This window comes from Micromonospora sp. GCM10011541 (genome assembly GCF_042650725.1).
Classification (GTDB): domain Bacteria; phylum Actinomycetota; class Actinomycetes; order Mycobacteriales; family Micromonosporaceae; genus Micromonospora; species Micromonospora sicca.
The window spans coordinates 404213-421622 of the sequence record NZ_JBHSBP010000049.1 but is presented as its reverse complement, the minus strand read 5'-3'; the positions used below and the strand labels follow the sequence as shown (position 1 = coordinate 421622).

The window sequence follows — 17410 nt, the reverse complement described above, 5'->3', positions numbered from 1 at the left end:
GGAGGTCGCTGGTGATGTCGGGCTCCTTCCGAGTGCCCTGCTGATCCTGTATCAGACAACGGTCGCACACAACACGACGGTGTCGGCACGGGCGGGACGGGTGGGGCGGGCGGGCTTACCACTCGATCAGCGACACGGCGGACGGCAGATGTTACGCCCCGGGATCGCATCCGCGTCCCGGCGAGCGGATCCGGCGGGCGGGATCCCGTTCGGGGCCGGTGGAGTGCAGGATGGTCCCACCCCTGGCCCCACCCCCGAGGAGTCCCCGTGGGCGCATCCGTCACCCGCCCCGTGTCCGTGGACGCACCCCCCAGTCGCCCCGCCGATCGGGCGCTGGCCCGGCCGCGTCGCCGGCCGCTCGCCGCCGTCGCCGCGCTCGCCGCGCTGCTCGCGGTCGGCGCCGGCGTCCTGGTCGACCTGCGTACCCCGGCGCCCCGCCCGGCCGACGCGCCGGCCGCCGACTTCAGCGCCGCCCGGGCGTACCGGAACGTCGAGGTGATCGCGGCCCGGCCGCACGTCGCCGGCAGCCCGGCCAACGACCAGGTACGCGAGCATCTGGTCGGCGCGCTGCGCGGCCTGGGGCTGGAGACCGAGGTGCAGGACACCGTCGCCCCGGAGGCCGGCCAGCTCCAGCGGGGCAACGGCAACTACTCGATGGGCCGGGTCCGCAACGTGGTCGCCCGACTTCCCGGCACGAACCCGACCGGCAGAATATTCCTGGTCGCCCACTACGACTCGGTGCAGTCCGGGCCGGGCGGCAACGACGACGCCGCCGGCACCTCCACCATCCTGGAGGTGGCCCGCGCGCTGACCACCGGCCCCCGTCCCCGTAACGACATCGTCTTCGTGCTCACCGACGCCGAGGAGGCGTGCCTCTGCGGCGCGTCCGCCTTCGTCTCCAGCCACCCGCTGGCGAAGGACGGTGGGGTGGTGCTCAACCTCGAGGCGCGCGGCTCGACCGGGCCGGTCATCATGTTCGAGACGTCGCGGAACAACGCGAACCTGGTCGAGCTGTTCGGCCGGGCGGCGCCACATCCGGTGGGCACCTCGTTCGCGGTGGAAATCTACCGGCTGCTGCCGAACGACACCGACTTCACCCCGTTCCGCGACCAGCACGGCCTCGACGACCGCCCGCGCTTCATCGGGTTGAACTCGGCCTACATCGACGGCGGCGCGATCTACCACACGCCCTTGGACACCCCCGAGGTGATGGACCGGGGCAGCCTCCAGCAGCACGGCGACAACGCGCTCGGCCTGGCCCGGGCGTTGGGTCGGTCCGACCTGCCGACGCTCTGGTCCGGGGACGACGCCACCTACTTCCCGGTGCCGGGTGGGCTGGTCCGCTATCCGGGCTGGCTGACCTGGCCGCTGGCGCTGGCCGCGGCGATCGGCGTACTCGTGCTGGGTCTGTTCGCCCGGTCGCGGGGCCGGACCACCGGGCGCCGCCTGGTCGCCGGATTCGGCCTGGCGCTGGTCCCGATCGTTCTCGCCCCACTGACCGCCCAGCTGTTCTGGGCGGCGGTCACGGCGATCCGCCCCGGCCACGCCGAGCTGCTCGACCCGTACCGGCCGACCTGGTACCGGCTCGCCGTGGTGGCGCTGGCCGCGGCGGTGCTCCTCGGCTGGTACGCGCTGGTCCGGCGCTGGGCCGGGCCGATCGCGCTGGCGATCGGCGGGCTGGCCTGGCTGGCCCTGCTCGGGGTGCCCCTCGCCCTGTTCGCACCAGGTGGGTCGTACCTGGTCGTCGTGCCCGCCCTGGCCGGCGTCGTCGCCGGCTTCGTCGCGCTGAACACCCGGATCGACGGGCCGTGGCCGGTGGTCGCGGTGACCGCGGCCGCAGCGGTGGGCGTGGTCGTGCTGCTGCCCACCGTGGTGCTGCTCTTCCCCGCGCTGGGCATGGCGATGGGCGGGGTCGCCGCCCTCTTCGCGGTGCTGCTCGGCCTGGCCGCGCTCCCGGTGGTCGACCTGCTGCACCCGCAGGCCGGTGGGCAGCGTGGGATGCGCGCGCTCCGCGCCCGGAAGCTGGGCACCCTGCCCGTCTGCGCCGCCGCGCTCGCGGCGACGGTGTTCGCCGGGGTGGGGCTGGCCGTCGACCGCTTCGACGCCGCGCATCCCGCGCCGACCCACCTGATGTACGCCATGGACGTCGACACCCGGCAGGCGCGCTGGCTCAGTCACGAGGAGCACCCGCAGCCGTGGACCGCGCAGTACGTCGGCGGGGTGGAACGGGTCGGTGGCGAGTTCCCCGGCCTCGACGACGCGGAACTGCGCTCGGGGCCCGCGCAGCCGGCCGACCTGCCCGCTCCGAAGCTGGAGGTGCTGAGCGACACCGGCGACGGCGACGTGCGCCTGCTGCGGCTGCGGGTGACCCCTCAGCGTCAGGTGCGCCTGCTCACGGTGCACGTGGACGGAGATACCGCCGAGGTGCTGAGCGCCGCGGCGGAAGGCCGGATGAGCTCGTTCTCCGGGCCGTCGCCCAACCTGCCGTGGACCGCGGGGTTGACCTTCCACGCGCCCCCGCCACAGGGGATCGAGGTCGCCCTGAAGCTGCTGCGCAAGGACCAGCGGGTCCGGGTCCGCGTCATGGACGTCAGTGACGGGTTGGACGGCCTGCCCGGCTTCCGCCCCCGGCCCGCCGGCGTCGGCGTGGCCGGCTCGCACAGCTCCGACATGCTCGCGGTCGCCCGCACCTACCCCCTCTAACCCCCACCCCCTCCTCGCGATCTTGCACTTGATGCCCGGGCCAAACGGGCGAACGCCGCAGAACGGGGACCCAAAGTGCAAGATCGCGGAAGGAACGCCTAGTCGACGGGGGCGACCGTGCACTCGGAACCGGCGGCTTCGACGTTCCACCGTCGCCCCAGCGCCGCTACGTGATGCAGGCGGATCCGTCCGAATTCGTCGGGGACGTGCGCGTCGGCGACGAGTTCGCCCTCCCGCGGTTCGAGGCCGAGCATCGTGCGCAAGAACAGCAGGGGCGCACCGCTCGCCCAGGCCTGCGGGTTGCAGGCGGTCGGGTACGGCACGGGCTGACGGCCGAAGGACCGGTCGTAGCCGGAGAACGCCTCGGGTAGCCGGTGCTCGGAGTGCCGGGACGCTTCCAGCATCGCCACCGCAATGCGGTTGGCCTCGTCGCGGTAACCGTAGCGGGCCAGCCCGGCGGCGATGATCGAGTTATCGTGCGGCCAGACCGTGCCGACGTGATAGCCGATCGGGTTGTAGCCGACATCGGCGGTGGACAGGGTGCGTACCCCCCACCCGGAGAACATCTCGGGAGACATCAGGTGTCGCGCGAGTTGTCCGGCGCGTTCCTCGGGGACTATCCCACTCCAGAGCAGATGACCCATGTTGGAGGTCATCGAGTCGATCGCCCGTTTGTCGCCGTCGAGGCCGACGGCGTAGTAGCCGCCCCGCTCGGGGATCCAGTAGTCCCGGTTGAACTGTTCGCACAGCCGCGCGGCATCGGCGCGTAGTCGCTGGGCCATGGCCGGGTCCTGCCACGGTCCCTCGGCGAGCTCGGCCATGCGCAGTTTCGCGTCGTAGGTGTAGCCCTGCATCTCACAGGTGGCGATCGGTAGGACGGGTATCCGCCCGTCGGCGTACTGCACGCCGTCGGGGGAGTCCCGCCAGCACTGGTTGCCCAAGCCCTGCGTGGATCGGGTGGCGTACTCGACGTATCCGTCGCCATCGCGGTCGCCGTAACGGTCGGTCCACCGCAGCGCGGCCTCGGCGTTGCCGCGCAACCGGCGCACGAGGTCGGCGTCCCCGGTCCACCGCCAGTACTCCGAGAGCAGGATGAGCCAGAGCGCAGTGGTGTCGGCGCTGCCGTAGTACGGGTGGTAAGGCTTGAGGCCGAGCTGGGTCAGCTCACCCGAGCGGTACTCGTGGAAGATCTTGCCAGGTTCCTCGTCGGTGAAGTCGTTGAACCCTTTCGCCTGGTGCGCCGCCAGCACGATCAGGGCGCCGCGGGCGACATCAGGGCCGCAGGTCATGGTCTGGTAGGCGGTGATCACCGTGTCGCGACCGAAGGTGGTCAGGAACCACGGCAGGCCCGCGGCAAACAGGACGACCGGCTCGCCGGCGATGGTCTTCTCGATCCGCATGGACACCAGATCGACCGCCGACCTGTGGTAGACGTCGCGGAGCAGATCGACGTCCGCGTGCAGGTGCGGCTTCTCCGCAGCCCACCGGGTCGACGGGTCCTCCGGCCCGTGATCGAACGCCTCGCCGAACCCGCGGACCGCCGGTCGGTAGTCTTCCTCGCCGCAGCGCAGCGGAACCTGCAACTCGCAGGACCACTGCTGCCCCCGCTCGAGACACACATCCCACACCAGGGCGTCCCCGTCCACCAGGTCGGCCGGCGGGTCGGCCTCGACGCGTACCGACGCCGCAAAGCTGCCGTTGCGATACCCGAACCCGAGTGCCGAGCCGTCCAGCTCGTGCTGACGGACGATGTCCGTGGCACGGTCGCGGCCCGACTCCTTGATCTCGAACAGGTCGGCGAAATCCGTCCCGACCGCCACCCGCAGACGGATCGACACGGGCTCGACGCCGAAGTACCGCAGCTCGACGCGTTCGTAGAGGCCGTCGCCGACGAAGCGCTGCCGGCGTACACCCACCCGGTTGGCGGGCAGGTGGGGCAGGTCCGCGTTGGCCAGGAAGAACGCCGCCGAGTAGGCGTCGACGGTTCCCGAGGAGAGCACCAGCAGCGGCGCGTCGCCGATCGTCAGTTCCCACTGGTTGAGGAACCGGGTGTCGTCGTGCACCAGGCCGCCGATGGAGCCCCTCGGCACGTCTCCCCGGGCGTCGGAGAACATGAACGTGCGACCCTCCAGCACGCCGACCGCGTCCGGCCCCAACTCGGGCGGCAGGTCTCGGCAGGCGCCGCTGGACACCCCCGGCCCCGTCGGTGCGTCCGGCATCGGGTCGGCGGGCGTCGGCCGCCGTGATGTCGCGGTCACCCGAACCTCCTCACGTCGTCGGTCCGCCCATGCCGAGCGTCGCTCGCAGCGGAAGACCGCCGCCGAGCCGCGGTCAGGACCTGTCATTCCGAACCAGCATTCCCGGGCATACGCAGGTCATCCCATGGCGCTCCGCTGCCATTGGACGGGTGTCCCTGGCCTTCCGACCGGCGAGGACCGAAACCGGCGACGGCCTGGAGACCGCATGATCATGGTTCAGCGGTCCTGTGAACGCCCCGAAGTGAAGGTCAGGGGCAGTGCGGTGACTATTTCCAGCGGAACTATCCGAGGGCCGATCAACCGATCCAGGTCAGCACCGCCACGGCGACCATTCCGAGTGCCAGAGCGCCGAAGACGACGACCAGCACCCGGCGACGCCATCCGCGCTGCGCCGGGTCGTGGACAAGGAGGGCTGGCCCGCGCCGGTCGGGGCGGCGGGCGATGGCGCTAGCCAGCCGCTCAAGATCCGCGACCTGGCCAGCGGCCGTCAATCCAATCGTCTCCGGCACCTCGGGCAACGGCGGCGGGGCGGAGACGTCTTGTGTCTCGTACAGAGGCTCGATCCGCGGCGGCAGCCGGCGAAAGCGGTTGTTCACACGACCACAGTCGCAGGCGCCGCCAAGGCAAACCTCGCGGTCGAGATGGTGGCCGTACAGCAGGAAAGTGCAGCAGCACCGGACCATTGCAGGTCAGCAGCCCTGCCGGGGACTGCGTGGGAGGTCGGGAAGCCGGCACCCTTACTTCCAACGGAAATCCACGAATCGGGCCAGACCACGGCGTTGACCTGCGACGCAACACCGACCCAAGATCGCGGGAACAGATCGGGCACAGTTCGGCTCATGACCGGGTCGCCAGGCGAGGGTCAGCGCCGCATTCGTAGCCCGGCGGACAGGGCACCCCGCATGTCGACGTACTGGGCAATCTGCTGCTGGACGCGGGCCAGGTCGGCCCGGCGCTCCTCCGGCGCTCCGACGTCGGCTACAGCGGTGGCCAGGTCGACCACCCGGGCGGCAGGCTGGTACTGCATCCAGGTTGCGTGCACCTCGACGCCGCTCACCTCCCATCGGCCGGACGCCTTACGGGTGAAGGTGAATTCTGGCACCACCGCCTGCTGGGTGCTCTCCTCAGAGCCGTACGTGGTCAGGTTGCCGAGCCCGTACGCCACCCATTTCGTGCCGATCTTCTCAAACGGCTGTACCACGTGTACGTGGTGGCCCACGATGAGGTCGATGTCGGGCGAGGCGAGGAGATCCCGGGCGAGCTGGAGCTGCTCGTCGTTCGGTTTGTTCTGGTACTCCGTGCCCCAGTGCATCGACAGGATGACGATCTCCGCACCCAGGTCGCGGGCCCGCCGTGCCTCGGCGAGGATGGCGTTGCGGTCGGCGAGGTTCGCGACCCAGTCCTGGCCGGTAGGCCGAGGGATGCCATTGAAACCGAAGGTGTACGACAACTGGGCCACCTTCACCCCGGCCACGTCGAGAATGTTGGGCCGCGCTGCCTCCTGTGGGCTCCGCGCGGTCCCGGCATGGCGTAATCCGGCCTGGTCCAACTTGTCGAGGGTGCGGCGGATGCCTGGTACACCCGTGTCGAGGGAATGGTTGGACGCTGTCGAGCAGGTGTCGAAACCAGCCCATGCCGCGGCATCGGCCAGTTCCGGTGGCACGCTGAAGATCGGGTAACCGGTGAACGGGCCGGACGGCTCCGCCAGCGGGGTCTCCATGTGGCAGATCGCCAGGTCGGCCCGGCTCACCACCGGCCGTACCGCGGCCAGGACCTGGGTGAAATCGTGGCCGGCGCGGCCGGCGGCGCGGGCGTCGGTCGCGGCCTGCGCCGTCAACTCGGGATGCACCAAGAGATCACCGGCGGCGACGACGGTGAGCTGGGATTTCGGCGCAGGCGACTGGCTGGCGGTCGAAGCTCGCCCGGGCCGCTTGGTGTCCGCGCGGCCGAGCGGGCCGCCACAGCCAGCCACGAGTACGACCGACAGAAGCAGGACAGACGACACTCTCCTCATATGAACTAGTTTCGTGTCGTCGGTCGAGGCCCGGGCGAGAAATCGGAAGATCTGCAACCCTCGGGTCACAAACCGGTCGGGTCACGGCAGGCCGGCTCATCACCGGGTCGCCACCTGCCGAGCGCCGGACTGCTGGCACAGGGCCCGCGTCGACCAGATTCCGCGTGCGATCGACCGCCTCCGCCACTCCCCCCGCGTATGTGTCCAGCGTGATGATCGGCGTGGCGTGCCCCAGCGCCATCTGAACCGTCTTCACGCTCGCCCCGCCGTGGATCAACAGGGTGGCGAAGTAGTGGCGCAGCCCGTGACAGCCGAACCCCTCCGGTACGCCGTCGACCGCTTCCACGGCTTTCTTCCATGGATACGCCCACCCGGTTCGCTGGATCGGGTCGGGTCGCTGGGGCCAACAGTGGTCAAGTTCAGCGAGAAACGGGCAAGGCCCCCAACCTGCGTTTCCGCAGGTCAGAGGCCTTGCCGTTCCTGGTGACGGGTAGAGGATTCTGTAGCTTTCGCGACGGATTTACAGTCCGCTGCCCGTAGACCTGGACCCCTCGTCGAACGAAGTCGCGTTGGTGTCTCGTAGGTCGTCGCTGTGGACGATGCCCAGTAGCTGGCCTTCCGGGTTAGTGACAATCGTGTAGGTCAGGTGGTGGTCGCGCATGTCGGATTCGATGTCGGCCAGGGCCTCGTGAGGGCGCAGCGTCAAAGGCCCCGGTTCCATCACTTCATGGGCTGGGGTGTCGGAGTCGGCAGCGAGGTCGGCGTGCCGAAGACGACCGAGCAGGGTGCGATCGGCGGTAAGGACGAGGGCGAACCCGTATGGAGAGGCGTCAACTCGGGCGCGGATGGTGGTGATGGTCTCGTCAGGCATGGCGGTGGGCACGTCGTGGCGCAGGCGGCTGCCGGCGGTGGGTGCGTCGGCCCGGGCGCCCTCGGTTGGCAGATTGTGCGCGAGCCAGTCGACCTTGCCGGCGGCATAGTCGTAGAGATCGGTGAACCCGAGGGCTTCGAGCCGGCACGCGGCTCGTGGGCTCATGTCTCAAAGGCCGTCCCAGCAGTAGACGACCACCGGGCGGATGCGGTCCAGGGCCGCGGTCGTCGCGGGGTTGAGGGTTTTGAGCGGAATGTTGACCGCGCCGGGTAGGTGCTGGTCGGCATACTCGGCGGTGGGCAGCACCTCAACGAGCTGGGCGCCGGTGCCCAGAAGCGAGCGCAGCCGCGGCAGGTCGATCCGGGCAACCATCAGCCGGCCCTCCCACCGGGTGGCTGGCGCTGCAGCGCGGCGAGGATCCAGGCGTCCGGAGGGGTGCCACGCAGCCCGTCGCCGGTGGGGTAGACCCGGCACAAGAGTCCGTACGTGTCGCGGGGCGCCGCCGTGGGATCGACGTCGATGCCGTTGACGCGAATGGTGGGCGAGCCGAGAAACCGCTCCGCCTTCGCCTCGGCATCCGAGTCGATACGCCGCACGGTGATGGGCAACTCGACGCCCGCCTCGGTGAGCAGGGCAGGCACGTGTCCTTCCAGACCTTCGTGGTTGGGACAGCCGTCGAAGTACAGGATCTCGATCACGAGACTATCGTCCGGCCTCGCCCGCAGTGTGCGACCACACCGCCTGCCGGCGCGTGGCGAGGGCCGCCGCGATCTCCTCCCAGCTCGACAAGGTCGAGGGCAAGCCCAGCGCGTGGGCGATCTCCGACCAGCTACGCCCGGCCCGGCGGGCTGCGCGCACGGACTCGCCGAATGCCTTGTCTACAGCGACCGTGGTACGGCAGGTAACCGTCAGCTCTGCCAGAGGATCGCGATTCCACATTCCGATCTTGCGCAGCCGTACCCGGTCGCCTCTGCCGCGAAGCCGTAACGCTGGCGAACCCACGTTGACGCACCTCCCTCGTTGCTTCGATGCCCATCTTCCAGCATCGACCCCCGGTCAAGAGCCTGCCGAGAGAATGTGAAGCGTGAGGGTACGACGGAGGCAAAGCTGGTACGGATCCGCCGAACTGGTCGTGCCCGCGTCGCCACCGGTGGCACGACCCTATCGAGGAACGGTGGCTGGCCGCGCTGCATGCTGCGCTGCGCGGTCGCCCGCACTGCCCCGTCTGCGCTGGGCCAAGCATCCTCCTCGTGTATCCCGGTGCTGAAGACCTTTTTGCCGAGGACATCACCGATGGACTTGCGATCACGTCCAGCGAACTGGGGCCGCCCGGCACAAACGCACAGGAAATGTGCCAGCGCTGTCGACACGTCTGGACGCCGAAGCGAGGCGACCCGATGTAGGGCTGTCGAACTAGCGCGCCGTACAGCAGAGAAGTACAGCAACGAAGCCGGCCGTACCGCACCCCTGCCGACCGGTATCGCCCGCCTGGCCTCGGACGGAACCGCACCAGAAGCCGCCGCCAGCAGTTCGGGACGAAGAGGTCAGCGTGCGGGACCGGCGTGCGGGTCGGGTATCAGCTCGCCGCCGACGGACGACATCCGCGGTACTGGTACACCACCTCGCCGGCCAACTCACCGACCCGGCCGTAGAGGTGTTCTACGGCGGGTGCCGGGACGTCGCTTGCGCCGACATACATGCCCGTTTGCGGCACCCTGACGACGTCGGGTAACAGTCCCTCCGCCGCGACCTCGACCGCCATGATCCGTCCGTCGATAGGTCCGTCCTAGGCGACCGCACCAGTCAGGCGGATGGTTGGTGCGCCACCGCGCCCGTGCCCAGGCAGTCACGGGAAAGCAAACGGATGCACGCGAACTGGAGACGGTGCGACCGAAGTTGGGGATTCGGGCCGATCATGCTGGCGCATGTGGACGACGTCTGGTCACTTGCCGAGATCAGGAGAGTAGTTCTCTTCCCAGTCCCGACGTTCCACGTCGAGGTCGAAGTCACCGGGAGTCTCGACGGTGACATGAGTCATCGCAGTGCTCGGAGTCGCACCGTGCCAGTGCCACGTCCCAGGTGGGTTGCTGATGACGTCCCCCGCTCGGACCACATGCACGCCTTGCTCGTCGGCGACCACGCCGACGCCGTCGGTGACGATCAGGTGCTGACCGTTGCGGTGCAGGTGCGGCACGGTCCTCGCTCCGGCGCCGAAATGCACCGCCAACGATCCCCAGTCTGGCAGCTCATTCGGGAGCATCTGGACCCGTACGTTGTCAGGCTTGTTGAACAGGCTCCTCAGTTCGTCGGGAACGGGATCCGCCCCGTCCGCTGAGACCGTCCCGAACTTGTCCATTCCCTCGCCCCTCCGGCGTGCGCTCAGAAGATGGATCCCGAGCCAACATGATCATGTGGCCGGCACTGAAAATCCGGTACGGGTGCGACGGTACTGCTTGTCCGTAATGCTGGTTCGGTTCTTGCCGGATTGTCCCCGTCGGAGCCGAGAGGCTGGCGCGCCTCGCGCTGCGTCTCCGGCCGACCTCGACAGGACGAGGAGAAGAGGAGGGCCTCGACCGACGACAACGACCCCTCACTGGGACCGCCAGACAGGACGCGCATCGGCCGCCTACTCATGAGGCAAGCAGGCACAGGTCCGGTTGCCTGGATCTGAAAATCGGAAGCTCGGCGGTGGAAACACCGCGACGCGCCGTCGGGCCCAATACCCCACGAGTCAGCAGGAAGTCAGCGAACGCCATGGTGCGCGATCGACGGCGACGGTCGCGGCCGGCAGACACCGAGGGCAGGACCACAGGGAACAACACCCGCTGACACTGGCCGACAACGCGGACCAGGCTCCCCCCGACGGGGGTCGTCTTTTGCTCTGGTTCTGAGGCAGGACAGCAGGCGATGATCGATCTGTGCTGACATGCCCACTCTGCTCCAGCGACGTCGACCCACGTGGGCCGGCGGTGCTCCGGTTCCGGCGGGACAACGCATGGAGCTACATGTGGCAGCCGTTCGTGGAGGACCTCCGTACAAGCGCACCGGACCTCCTCCATCCTCGGTGCTACGTAGAAGACCAAGGGCTCGACGCTCTTCTCGTCTTGATCACCGCCAGCGACAAGCAGCAGCGGGCGAGCGCCTTCAGGGCGCATCAACGGATCATGGAGTTGGAACGACAGCCTGGATCGGGTGACAAGCCAACTGTCGACAGCAACGGCGACAGCAACCGGATTGGACGAGGGCGTCCGTCGGCGGAAGCGTGCGGACAGTCGCCCCAGGTCGGGAACGCGGACAGACAGTGCCGGACGATCCGCACAGAGCTTACAAACGAGAGGTCGCGGGCAGCTCGGATGCGCAGCGCATCGTGGTTCAGTCCTTCTGCTTCCACCAGGCCGTGAGAACGGCAAGGAGGAAGAGGAAGGTAGGGCCTGCGAAGACCACCAGAGCAAACTCGATGATGGCGCCGGCGTCCACCGGCCGACTGTAGATGACTCGCGAATTCTGGTCCACAACGTCGAGAGACGTCTCGGCCGCGTAGGGCACAGAGGGGGGCACAAGACACCATCAAACGTTGTCGACCAGCGAGTAACCATGGCAGCCTCAGACACCCCGGGAGCAGCTATGGGGCAAGTTCCGCTGGTGCGCCGAGCGCGGCCCTACGAACGGATGACCGTCGGAGCAGGGAACCGGGGATGACCGGCAGCAAGCAAGCGTGCTTCCCTGACGGTATGACCAACACGGACGGCCGACCGACTGCGAAGCAGGTCACTGGGTTGAGTACCTGGTTCCTGGCCTTCGGCTTGGCGGTGCTCCCGCTTGAGATCTGGGTAGGCGACCATCCATTCCGGGGAGCGCCCTCGTCATGGGGGCTCGGTGAGACCTTCTCTGCGATGGGCCTTGTGGGCCTCTGCTGGGCCGCTTTGCTGCCTCGACAGCAACGGTGACAGCAACGTGCCGGGACGAGGACGACCACGGCCGGCACCACATGGACGGTTGGCCGAGGCGGGGATACGGTCCGGGACGCAGGCACACGGGGGCACAGAGCTTACAAGCGAGGGGTCCGACGGCCACGACGGGCGCTGTCACCGGCTGGCGCCGGAGCGTCGAGCCAAGCGGAGAGGCGGGCGGGGCAGTCTTCGTTACCGACGTCAGCTCCGACCAGAAGATCACGCCAGTCCTCTCCGGCCAGACGTGAGGCACGATCGAGCGTTTCGAGTCGACCCTGGGCGAGGCGCACAACCGCTGCAAACATCCGTTCCGGATCCTGACTAGAGTCCGCGACCAATTGATCGAGGCTGTACAGCCTGTCCACCACCACATCGGCGTGTTGAGGAAAGTCAGCGAGCAAAAAAGGCGCCGGGCCGACCCACTGGCCGACCGGGCGTCACGTCTACGGGATGGTCTACAGGTGTAGCCACCTTTCCCGGCCCATGGGCCACGCGTCCCGATCCCCTCCCCCCGATTCGCCCCCGGACCGTGAGCGACGGCGGGTAACGGCTGGACTCAGCGGGACCAGACAAGATCGGCCCTCAACCGCATTTCTGCTGGTCAAGGGCCGTTCTCGCACCTGGTGGCGGGTAGAGGATGCGAACCTCTGAAGCTTTCGCGACGGATTTACAGTGCGCTCCAGGTCAGCCCGGTGGCGCTGCTCGACCACCGGCCGGCTGCGTAGGCTCGACAGCCTCATGATCATCGGGCACAGATCCGGCACAACCGAGCGCGAGTAACGGCGGAAGATGCCGGAAGCCGACGAAAGGCGTTTCCGCAGCTCAGGAGCTACCTCGGCGGTAGCGCGCAAGGTCGGGTAGCCGGGGCTCCTACTTCCAACGGAAGTGGACGAAGAGGCGGCCGAAGTTCTTCGAGTCCTTCTCGACGCGGTGGTAGAGCTGCTTGACGTCCTTCTGGTCGAGGAAGCGCAGCACCCGCTTCTTGAGCTGGCCGGAGCCCTTGCCGGGGATGATCTCCACGAGGGTGGCCTTCTTCGCGACCGCCTCGTCCATGATCCCGCGCAGCGCGCGGTCGATGTCCTGGCCCTTGTTGAAGATGTCGTGGAGATCGAGCTTGAGCTTCACTCCGCAATCGTAGGCGCGGCGGACACGCAACAGGGCAGCCACCAGGGCTGCCCCGTCCGTACGCGTGTGCCGTCAGCGGCCGCCGCTGACCCGACTCTCCACCCGGCGCAGCGCCGTCGTGTAGTCGGTGTTGGTCGAGTACATGGCCGCCGCGATGCGCAGGTGCCGCAGCGCGTCGGCGTACCGGTTCATCCGCTCCAGCGTGCGGCCCAGCACGTGGTGCGCGTAGTGGTCGCTCGGGTCCCGGTCGACCAGCTCGCGCAGGTGCTCCTCGGCCCGGTTGAGCTGGGCCGACTGGAAGTACGCCCGGGCCAGCAGCTGCCGCACCGAGGAGTTGCCGGGTTCCGCCTCGACGATCGGCTCGAGCAGCCGGGCCGCCCCGGCCGGGTCACCCGTTTCGAAGAACATGGTCGCCCGCCGGTAGTCCGCCAGAAGATCCATTCGTCCCACCTCCTCGTGTCGCGCCGCCCTTTGTCCGACGCTGACACAACACCGGCCGTACCGCGAGTGTTCCGTTCGCGGAAGTTGCGTCAGGGCGTCGGGTCGTACCGGTCGCCCATCAGGTCCCAGGCCCGGACACCGCCGACGATTCCGGCCGTGTTCGGGACGACCACCACGTCATCGCCCATCCGGACCAGTTGTTCCGGGCGGATCAGGCGCGAGTTCCCCCCGCCCAGGTAGAGCCGGTCCCAGCGGAACACCGGGCGCAGGCCGTCGACCACCTGCCGGATCCGGCGGGACCAGAACGCGTCGCCGAGCCGGCGGCGCTCCGGCTCCCCCACGTACGTGTCGTAGGTGGTGCCCCAGCGCACCGGGGCGTGCGACAGCTCCAGGTGCGGGGCGAGCACCCCGCCGTCGAAGAGGGCGCTGCCCAGCCCGGTGCCGAGGGTCAGCACCAGCTCGCAGCCGGTCCCGGCGACCACGCCCGCGCCGTGCACCTCGGCGTCGTTGAGCGCCAGCGCCGGGATCCCGAACGCCTCGGCGAGCGCGGTGCGCACGTCGTAGCCGGACCACTCGGCGACCAGGTCCGGGTCAACCTTGCTGCGCGGCCCGGACCGGGTCACGTAGTGCGGGGTGGCCACCACCACGCCGTGGCGGATCATCCCCGGCATGCCGACGGTCACCCGGTCCGCCGCGGGCAGCCGGGCGCCCAGATCCAGCAGGGTCTTGACGAACAGCGACGGCGGCAACGGGTACGGCGTGGGCACCCGCAGCGGCCGGGCGCGCATCGTCCCGGCGGCGTCCAGCACCGACGCCTTGATCCCGCCCCCGCCACAGTCGATCGCCAGAGTGGTCACCACGCCCGTGAGTCTTCCTCAGCCCGGTGGCCGGCGGAGCGCGGGTCATCGGATCGGCCGCCGGCCGCCACCCCGGTAGGCTCGACCTCCTCATGAGCGCCACGTTGATCGTCAAGGACCTCGCTGCCGGGCACGGTGACCGGCTGCTCTTCTCCGACCTGGAACTGGTGGTCGCCCCCGGCGACGTGGTCGGGCTGGTCGGGGTGAACGGGGCGGGCAAGTCGACCCTGCTGCGTACCCTCGCCGGGCTGCAGCCGGTGGAGCTGGGCAGCGTCTCGCTGAACCCGCCCAGCGCCACCGTCGGCTACCTGCCGCAGGAGCCGGAGCGCCGGCCGGGCGAGACCGTCCGCGACTTCCTGGCCCGGCGCACCGGCGTCACCGCCGCGCAGGTGGCGCTCGACGCCGCCACCGAGGCGCTCACCGCCGGCGCGGACGGCGCCGACGACGCGTACGCGGAGGCCCTGGAGCGCTGGCTCGGCCTGGGCGGCGCGGACCTGGAGGAACGCGCGGAGCAGGTCGCCGCGGAGCTGGGGCTGACCGTGGACCTGGAGCACCCGATGACCGGTCTCTCCGGCGGGCAGGCGGCCCGGGCCGGGCTGGCCTCCCTGCTGCTCAGCCGGTACGACGTCTTCCTGCTCGACGAGCCCACCAACGACCTCGACCTGGCCGGGCTGGACCGGCTGGAGCGGTTCGTCGGCGGGCTGCGCACGGGCACCGTGCTGGTCAGCCACGACCGCGAGTTCCTGACCCGGACGGTGACCCGGGTGCTCGAACTGGACCTGGTCCAGCAGCAGGTCCGGCACTACGGCGGGGGCTACGCGGCGTACCTGGAGGAGCGGGAGGTGGCCCGCCGGCACGCCCGCTCCGACTACGAGGAGTACGCCGACACCCGGGCCGCGCTGGAGGCCCGGGCCCGCACCCAGCGGGCCTGGATGGAGAAGGGCGTGAAGAACGCCCGGCGCAAGGCCACCGACAACGACAAGATCGGCCGCAAGTTCCGCGCCGAGGCGACCGAGAAGCAGGCGGCGAAGGCCAAGCAGACCGAGCGGCTGATCGAGCGGCTGGAGGCGGTCGAGGAGCCCCGCAAGGAGTGGGACCTGCGGATGGAGATCGCCGCCGCGCCCCGCGCCGGCGCCGTCGTGGCCGCGCTGCGCGGAGCCGTGGTACGCCGGGGCGGCTTCACCCTCGGCCCGGTGGATCTCCAGATCGACTGGGCGGACCGGGTGGCGATCACCGGGGCGAACGGCTCCGGCAAGAGCACGCTGCTCGCCGCACTGCTGGGCCGGCTGCCGCTGGACGAGGGGCACGCCGCGCTCGGTCCCGGGGTGGTGGTCGGCGAGGTCGACCAGGCGCGTGGGCTCTTCCTGGGCGACCAGCCCCTGCTGGACGCCTTCGGCGCCGCCGCACCGGAGCTGACGCCCGCGGAGGTGCGGACGCTGCTGGCCAAGTTCGGCCTGCGCGCGGCGCACGTGCTGCGCCCGGCGGCGACCCTCTCCCCGGGCGAGCGGACCCGTGCGGCGCTGGCCCTGCTCCAGGGGCGCGGGGTCAACCTGCTGGTGCTGGACGAGCCGACGAACCACCTGGACCTGCCGGCGATCGAGCAGTTGGAGTCGGCGCTGGAGAACTACCCGGGCACCCTGCTGCTGGTCACCCACGACCGGCGGATGCTGGACGCGGTGAGCGTCAACCGACGGCTGCGGGTGGACGCCGGACGGATCGCCGAGGATTGATCCGTGCCGGCGGGCGCGCGCGGGGTGACAATGACGCCATGCTCAAGTGGGAGTACGCGCTGCTGGTCCGCCGCCGCCAGGCGGCCACCACCGACATCGGGTGGGAGGTCGTCTTCATCTGGTACGGCCCGGACGGCTCCATGGTCGACGTCACCCCGTACGGCGACACCGCGCTGGCCCACCTGAACCGGGCCGGTGATCAGGGCTGGGAGCTGGTCGCGATGAGCGAGGACCCGTCCCTGCCCGGCAACAACGAGCTGCATCGTTACCACCTGAAGCGGCCCCGGACGACCACTCCACCGCCCCGGCAGCGGATCCGCGGCGCGGGCCGGACCGCCCGCCGGACGATCTCCGGCTGACCTGTGCCGCCCCGGCGCAGCCCGGCCGGACCATGCGGGCCGGGGCCGGGGCCGGGGCCGGGGCCGGGGCCGGGGCCGGGGCCGGGGCCGGGGCCGGGGCCGGGGCGGCCCGGCGTGTCCCGCTACGGCGGGCAGTTACCCGGCGAGCGATATGCCTGAGAGTCATAAGTGTGCCTGACCGGCATATCGCTCACCGGAGAGGTCGCCGCTGGGGCAACACGGTAAGCCGATTCGTTGGCGCGCCGAGAGCGTCCGGGTGCGACGAGCCGGCCCGGGCCGTGGGATCGACGGCGTTCGGCGGGGCGGATCTGCATGATCGAGGCATAACGGGCGGGGATGCGGGTAACGGGCGGCCCGGAGGTGGCTCATGGTCGCGATGGCCCAGTCCGCGCCCTCGGCCGAGCGGCTGCGGACGGTCGACGGATTCCTCACCGAGGCGTGGGCGGATCTGGCCCGGCACGACGACCGGCTCCGTCCGCTGGCGGTCGAGGTGCGCTTCGACCGGGGCGTCGCGCACCTGACCGGCGAGGTCGCCGACCCGGCCGAGCTGCGGCTGGTCCGCGACCTGGTCGGCCGGCTCGCCGGGGTGCTCGGCGTCTGGTGCAAGGTACGCGTGGCCGGCCGCGCCCCGGTGGTGGTGGACCTGGGCTGCGGGGCGACCAAGCAGTGGCCGGGCAACCTGGGGTTGGACATCTACCCCGCGCCCGGGGTGAACGCGGTGGCCGACCTCTCCGGTTCGCTGCCGCTGGCCGACGACTCGGTGGACGTCTTCTTCGCGGTGCACATCCTGGAGCACCTGATCGACTTCCTGCCGCTGCTGGACGAGTGCCACCGGGTGCTCCGGCCGGGCGGCGTGCTGCACGTGATGAGCCCGTGGTGGCGGCACGTGAACGCGGTCGCCGACCCGACCCACGTCCGGCTGCTGGACGTGCAGACCATCAAGGGCATCTGCGGTCAGCGCCCGCCGGGCACCCCGCGCTGGTATCCGCTGCACTCTGGCTGCGACGGCGCCTCGATCTTCGCCGACCTGACCCCGCTGGGCCTGGACGACCCGGCGCCCGCCAAGACCCACCTGGCCCGCTTCTTCGACTGACCGCCGACC

At 70.1% G+C, this 17410-nt stretch carries 15 protein-coding genes and 1 pseudogene; 4 read left to right on the top strand and 12 right to left on the bottom strand.

Features of this window, described 5'->3' with window-relative positions:
- Positions 1-297: 297 nt before the first annotated feature.
- Positions 298-2703, top strand: coding sequence for a M28 family peptidase (locus ACFOYX_RS19135; protein ID WP_322439129.1), 2406 nt, complete (start codon positions 298-300; stop codon positions 2701-2703).
- A gap of 98 nt (positions 2704-2801) precedes the next feature.
- On the opposite strand, the gene ACFOYX_RS19130 is transcribed toward ACFOYX_RS19135, so the two are convergent.
- The 12 genes from ACFOYX_RS19130 to ACFOYX_RS19075 form a co-directional block, all read right to left on the bottom strand.
- Positions 2802-4961 carry a glycogen debranching N-terminal domain-containing protein gene (locus tag ACFOYX_RS19130; protein ID WP_238453740.1) on the bottom strand — a complete coding sequence of 720 codons (2160 nt, stop codon included), beginning with the start codon at positions 4959-4961 and terminating at the stop codon, positions 2802-2804.
- Between the two features lie 296 nt (positions 4962-5257).
- Entirely contained in the window at positions 5258-5557 is a 300-nt protein-coding gene (locus ACFOYX_RS19125) for a hypothetical protein (RefSeq protein WP_322439079.1), read from the bottom strand.
- 266 nt (positions 5558-5823) lie between these two features.
- The gene (locus ACFOYX_RS19120) at positions 5824-6933 is read right to left on the bottom strand and encodes a CapA family protein (RefSeq protein ID WP_322439080.1); all 1110 of its coding nucleotides are present in this window, start codon (positions 6931-6933) and stop codon (positions 5824-5826) included.
- The gene (locus tag ACFOYX_RS19115) at positions 6818-7360 is read right to left on the bottom strand and encodes a tyrosine-type recombinase/integrase (RefSeq protein ID WP_322475095.1); all 543 of its coding nucleotides are present in this window, start codon (positions 7358-7360) and stop codon (positions 6818-6820) included. The genes ACFOYX_RS19120 and ACFOYX_RS19115 overlap by 116 nt, the downstream gene beginning before the upstream one ends.
- Positions 7361-7495: 135 nt before the next feature.
- On the bottom strand, positions 7496-8011 hold the full coding sequence (locus tag ACFOYX_RS19110; RefSeq protein WP_322439081.1) for a CBS domain-containing protein: 516 nt from the start codon (positions 8009-8011) through the stop codon (positions 7496-7498).
- A gap of 3 nt (positions 8012-8014) precedes the next feature.
- Entirely contained in the window at positions 8015-8218 is a 204-nt protein-coding gene (locus ACFOYX_RS19105) for a rhodanese-like domain-containing protein (RefSeq protein WP_238453745.1), read from the bottom strand.
- Positions 8218-8544: a hypothetical protein gene (locus ACFOYX_RS19100; protein WP_322439082.1), complete on the bottom strand. Its 327-nt coding sequence runs from the start codon at positions 8542-8544 to the stop codon at positions 8218-8220. The genes ACFOYX_RS19105 and ACFOYX_RS19100 overlap by 1 nt, the downstream gene beginning before the upstream one ends.
- Positions 8545-9422: 878 nt before the next feature.
- Positions 9423-9608 (bottom strand): hypothetical protein, encoded by a 186-nt coding sequence (locus ACFOYX_RS19095; protein WP_322439083.1) that lies wholly within the window; start codon positions 9606-9608, stop codon positions 9423-9425.
- 180 nt (positions 9609-9788) lie between these two features.
- Positions 9789-10202, bottom strand: coding sequence for a cupin domain-containing protein (locus ACFOYX_RS19090; protein WP_197699018.1), 414 nt, complete (start codon positions 10200-10202; stop codon positions 9789-9791).
- 2464 nt (positions 10203-12666) lie between these two features.
- Entirely contained in the window at positions 12667-12921 is a 255-nt protein-coding gene (locus ACFOYX_RS19085) for a Smr/MutS family protein (protein ID WP_088987488.1), read from the bottom strand.
- 72 nt (positions 12922-12993) lie between these two features.
- A complete protein-coding gene (locus ACFOYX_RS19080) occupies positions 12994-13362 on the bottom strand; it encodes a M48 family metallopeptidase (RefSeq protein ID WP_109804006.1) in 369 nt (122 codons plus the stop codon).
- An 89-nt stretch (positions 13363-13451) separates the two neighbouring features.
- Positions 13452-14222, bottom strand: a complete 771-nt coding sequence (locus tag ACFOYX_RS19075; RefSeq protein ID WP_109804005.1) for an ROK family protein — start codon at positions 14220-14222, stop codon at positions 13452-13454.
- A gap of 89 nt (positions 14223-14311) precedes the next feature.
- Between ACFOYX_RS19075 and ACFOYX_RS19070 the strand changes: the two genes are divergently transcribed.
- From ACFOYX_RS19070 to ACFOYX_RS19060, 3 genes and pseudogenes are all read left to right on the top strand, one after another.
- On the top strand, positions 14312-15949 hold the full coding sequence (locus tag ACFOYX_RS19070) for an ABC-F family ATP-binding cassette domain-containing protein (RefSeq protein WP_322439084.1): 1638 nt from the start codon (positions 14312-14314) through the stop codon (positions 15947-15949).
- A gap of 38 nt (positions 15950-15987) precedes the next feature.
- Positions 15988-16233, top strand: a pseudogene (locus ACFOYX_RS19065) (hypothetical protein); the annotation flags it as partial.
- 442 nt (positions 16234-16675) lie between these two features.
- A complete protein-coding gene (locus ACFOYX_RS19060; protein ID WP_322439085.1) occupies positions 16676-17401 on the top strand; it encodes a methyltransferase domain-containing protein in 726 nt (241 codons plus the stop codon).
- The last annotated feature ends 9 nt before the right edge of the window (positions 17402-17410 follow it).